Here is a 5,043-nt window from a genome sequence, read left to right on the forward strand (position 1 = left end):
TCATTTTTTCACTTTGGATTAATTGCGTTTGAGTCAATTTTAATTTTTTTAAAGTTTGTTCTAATTGAGTAGCTTTTTCTCTCTCTCCTGCTTCTGACTTTTGCAATGCAGAATTTAATTTTGCTAGTTCATCTGCTTGTTTAAGCACAATTTTAATAATCGCATTTCTCAGCTCTAAAGCAACATCAACTTCACATTGTTTCCAAGGTTGAGATGTGAGTTTAACAATTCCTTTCCACAACTCAAATGATTTTCTAGGGGACAATTTTATATTACCATTAGGTTCTACTTCTGTAATAGGCGTTGGATCTCCTGCCCAATTAACTGTTTTAATAACTTCTGGTCGGAACCACAAAATATAAATTCTCTGAGCTGAAGATATTGAGAGTGCCAATAACCCACTAGCTATATCTTTATATTTCTCGAATTCTTGATAAACTTTGGGCAATGAATCTGTATAAAACACTTCTTGATTAAAATGTTGATTAAAATTTTTTTCTACCCAGCTAATTAATTTTTCAACAGTTATTAATGGTGGAGTTTTTCCCACTGACTGAAAATTGTCACCAGAAACGATGATAGCTCCTTCAGCACTGACTAAATTTAGTAGTTTATTTTGACATTCAACTAAGGCATCAATAAAATTTTCTGATGTTGAAATCTCTTCAATAATTTGACTCTTGATAGACTTTAACTTTAATTGATAATCATAATCTTCATTATTTTCTTTATAAGCAAGTTCTAAAGACATTATTTGTCCTAAAAATTCACACGCTGCCCGTAGTTCGTAAGGCACATATTTGGGTGAATGATGATGGCAAGCAATCAAACCCCATACCTTTTTATTTTTAAGTAAAGATATAAACATTGTGGCAGTAACGCCCATATTTTTTAGATACTTTGCATGGCAGGGAGAAACACTTCTTAAAATAGATAAAGTTAAATCAATTGGTTGGTTACTAATCTGATTATTGACAGGTATAATTTCTACTGATTGATAATTAACATCTACTACCATTCTCAACAAATTGATCTTAAAAAGTTCTCTAGCTTGGGGTGGAATATCGAGACTTGGATAATTTAATCCTAACAGTGGCTCTAAAGTTTCAATTTTATCTTCAGCAATAACAGCTCCATTTTCTTGAGCATCAAATTTATATACCATGACTCTATCAAAGCCTGTAATTGTTCTAATTTCTTCAACAATTATTTGACATAAATTGTTTAAATTAGAAGCATCTTGCATTTTTGATGCTGCTTCTTTAACAGAATGATAAAAGTTTAAAAATGAAATACTCTCTTCGGATATAGCTGGCTCTAGCTCCAGGATTAAAAATTTTTCAGAACGATGAATTATACCATCAAGGACTAAAGATTTATGTTTTGTTTTAACTGATAATTTAACAGGGTTGATAGTTTTAAGTTCCGGATTATTTTCTAAGCTTTTTCTGATCTTATTTATTTGGTCTCGGTCAAGAAAATAACTCAGATTTTGATTCAGCAATGTTTTCGCTGGTATGTCAAATAACTCAAAAGTATTATTACTTACCTGTAAAATTGTCAATTCTGGTTCTTTTAAGACAAATAATACCCCGTGAGGTTGAATGCGACCTGAGAAATGTATTTTTTCTTGATATTTATTTGTTAAATCTACTGTTTTGTTTTGAATAACTTGCTTAAGGTTCATTTTAATAAAATCTTAATTATTGTGATAATACTAATAATAACACCTCTGATATTAAATATTTTTTCTGCTAATTTAGACCTTTATACTTAATGCTAAATTAAGTACACTTATCCAAGGTCTTTTTGATAATTGATAGATTTTTCTATAATAACTTTAAAATTTAATTAATTTTCTTGATACTTAATATTTATTTGCAAAACTTAATGAAATTAGATAAAAGCAAATAACATCTTAGGTATAATTACTAAAACTCTGTTAGTAAATAAACTAGGAGGTATATGGAAACGACTGATTGGCAAACTATAATTCCTGCGGGAATGGCAATTACTGTTTTTCTTGGAGCAATGCTAATGATGTTCACTAATTTTTGGACTGATTCAATTAAAAAACAGGAAAAAAGTAAGAAATAAACAATTATTGATTAGTAAGCATTCAGCCGTCAGCTATCAGCCGTCAGCTATTACTTTTAGTTTGAAATCAAAGCTTTGCTAATTGAATCAGAATTTATATTTACTATAAAAGCTGGCTTTAAAGTCTATATTGATTAAAACCCCCTTATGAGAGCTGTTTGCGCAGCATTCCGCAGGAAAAGTTGACAGCTAATAGCTGTTTGTGCAGCATTCCGCAGGAAATGCTTACATTGATTAAACTTTCATTCTAGAAAAGTCAAACTTTGAGTAAGATTGAGTTTATCTAGGAAAATTAGGAAAATAAAAGAGAAATAAACTACAAAAATGTTAAATCTAGATAGCATAATCGAATTTTCACACATCTACTGTGTAGCAATTTGTGGTGTTCTAGTACCCATGAATGTACTAGCAAGTTTACAACCAATAATTTTTACAGTTCTCCGTCGCCCCAAACAGGAAATAAATTTAATAGCATTAGTAGCTAGTTTTTACGCTTTAATGATTATTCTTCATGTTGGAAGCTGGTTTATTGTCGGAGTAGTGAGAATCCAAACATTCATTCTTTTGTGGTTTGCTAGCTGCTGTTTAATTACCAATACTTGGGCAGTCCTTCATGGTTCTAGCATGAGAAAATTTATTCAATTTTTACAACAATTTCTAGTTAGACTGACTAAAAGTTTAACACTTCAAAATCAAGAAATTAGTCCTGAAACTAAATAGAACAGGACTTTTAACGAAGTCAGAAGTCAGAAGTCAGAAGTTAACCCACCCCTCGCCCCTCCCCCTCCCAACCCACCCCTAACCCCTCCCAGGAGGGGAGGGGAATTAGGGGATTTGAGCTTCGCTTTCATAAAAACTGGTGTTGCATAAATGCGGGATGATTTTAATAGTTTTGTGGAAGTGGAAGTGGAAGTGGAATGGGCATCTTGCCCGTTCCTGATATTTTCCCGTTCCTGATATTTTCACTCCTTTATTTTTAACTATTATATAAATTTTCAATCCTTTTTTTGTAAAAAACACAGTTGATTAAACAAATATATTTTAACTTAATGGCTATCTCCTAATTCATCGCAACTATTGATAAATTGAAACTACCTTAATTTGAGTAACTCGATACATTGGTTTACTTGGTTTTTCTGTTGTTATTAATTCATCAGCATTTGCAGAAATAGCAGCAGCAACATGAAGAGCATCTATTGCATTTATACCAAAATCAGCAGCTAATTTTTGTGCAGATTCTACAATCTTTTTTAGTTCGTTTGCCCAGATATTACAACCTGCAAAAAAAGTCTCATAAAAATTAACTTCAGCTAGTTTTTTATTATAAATAGCTTTGGGTAATACTTCTAATTTTACAAACGAGCTGGTGGCATATTCTCGTTGGGGGTCATTTCAGTTATCAGTTATCAGTTATCATTTATCAGTTATCAGTGCCTCTCTCTGCCTGTTTGCGCAGCATTCCGCAGGAAAGCATTGGGATTGAAATATTGAACCTGTTTTTTTCATCCCCTTTATTGGGGAGGCTTGAGACCTGATTTTTTGGTCATCAAGAATTTCTATTGCTTTTATTGCGACGGGTGTTATGCCTCTAATATCATGTCCGGTTGAATACTTACACTTTGGAGGAAGGAAGGCAGCTATGCTGCTATGCTGGAGGCAGAAGGGAAGAAAGGGTTAAAAGGGATAAAGTTTTTTTATAAGTGATTATCCGAACATGATATAAATGCTGCAATAAGCACGCCAGAATCTATATAAGTTTTGGTGAGATTCACTGCTTTTTACCCCTAATTTCTGATATTTATTCATCTATTTTATCCCAAGTTAGTAACTTAGATTGCTCGGTCAGTGCTTGACAACGAATTTCCCATAATTTTTTACCCATATCTGTTTTAGGTGGGTGCATCTCAATGCGTGAATAAAGCCAAAAAATTATCGCTTTTAGGGAACACCGGAGCTGGGAACAGGGAACAGGGAAGATATAGGAGAAAAGTATTTTTGCAAATATGAGATGCACCCTTTTAGGTTGATAAATATGTGCCTGTTTAATATCCTGGTTTTGTCGATAAAGTTGTTCGACTAAATCTAATACCTCTGGCTGTTTTTCTAATGGTAAAGTACGCCATTTATTGAGTAATATTTGTTCCCTATTCATTGATTTTTCTCCTACTTGTTCTATTTCAAATATACGATAACTACAAAAATTTTTCTCATATAAATTATTCAGGGCAAACAGAATGGTCTCTATTGTTCCTATAGACAAGTTACTATTATTAATTATTGCTACTGCTGCCTGTGGTTCCTTAAACCATTCTCTAATTTCTCCAATTTCTTGAGCTTTACCTGTAGAAGTTTGCTTTTGAATTATCTGATAAGTTACTAATTCTGCTAAAGCTTGACATAAAGCTTTAATAAAATAACCTAAATCTAGTAATTCTTGAGTTCCTAGAATCTGAACGACAAGTCCGTGAGCTGCTTCATTTCTATAGGAAATTAATTGATTAAGTTCTCCTTCAGACCTCATATTTCGGCACACTCATGGTGTAAGCATTCAGCTATTAGCTATCAGCTTTCAGCTCTTATGAGAGGGTTTTAATGAATATAGACTGTTTGAGCCAGCTAGAGAGCGTAAGTATAAATTATGACTCATATCATGTCCGGTTGAATAATTAGACTTTGGTGGAAGGAAGGCAGGAGGCAGGAGGCAGGAGGCAGAAGATTTTCTCAAGAGTGTCACCTTAATTTTATACACGCTCCGATGCTACCGGACATGATATCAATTAGTAAAGCTTTTATCTAAAGCTAAAAGCAATAGCTGATGGCTGATATCAAATCCGTTTTATTGAACATAAAAAAATTCTCCAATCGTCATAACTACGCTCATCTTTGTAATTCTCTCTCCTCCTGACTCCTGACTCCTGACTCCTGACTCCTCCTGGCTTAACCATT

The 5,043-nt window shown here is 33.1% G+C and carries 4 protein-coding genes and 1 pseudogene; 2 read left to right on the plus strand and 3 right to left on the minus strand.

Annotation, left to right across the window (positions count from 1 at the left end; translation table 11 throughout):
* A partial coding sequence (locus F6K54_RS40000; RefSeq protein WP_293089900.1) for a GAF domain-containing protein occupies positions 1 to 1,687 on the minus strand: 1,687 nt, incomplete at its 3' end.
* A gap of 278 nt (positions 1,688 to 1,965) precedes the next feature.
* Between F6K54_RS40000 and F6K54_RS40005 the strand changes: the two genes are divergently transcribed.
* Positions 1,966 to 2,097, plus strand: coding sequence for a hypothetical protein (locus tag F6K54_RS40005; RefSeq protein WP_293089901.1), 132 nt, complete (start codon positions 1,966 to 1,968; stop codon positions 2,095 to 2,097).
* A 324-nt stretch (positions 2,098 to 2,421) separates the two neighbouring features.
* Complete coding sequence (locus tag F6K54_RS40010; RefSeq protein ID WP_293089902.1) at positions 2,422 to 2,817, plus strand: hypothetical protein; 396 nt, start codon at positions 2,422 to 2,424, stop codon at positions 2,815 to 2,817.
* A 354-nt stretch (positions 2,818 to 3,171) separates the two neighbouring features.
* Here F6K54_RS40010 and F6K54_RS40015 read toward each other — a convergent pair.
* Positions 3,172 to 3,459, minus strand: a pseudogene (locus tag F6K54_RS40015) (PIN domain-containing protein); the annotation flags it as partial.
* A gap of 436 nt (positions 3,460 to 3,895) precedes the next feature.
* Entirely contained in the window at positions 3,896 to 4,618 is a 723-nt protein-coding gene (locus F6K54_RS40020; protein WP_293089904.1) for an MAE_28990/MAE_18760 family HEPN-like nuclease, read from the minus strand.
* Positions 4,619 to 5,043 lie beyond the last annotated feature (425 nt).

This window comes from Okeania sp. SIO3B5, assembly GCF_010692555.1.
GTDB lineage: Bacteria > Cyanobacteriota > Cyanobacteriia > Cyanobacteriales > Microcoleaceae > Okeania.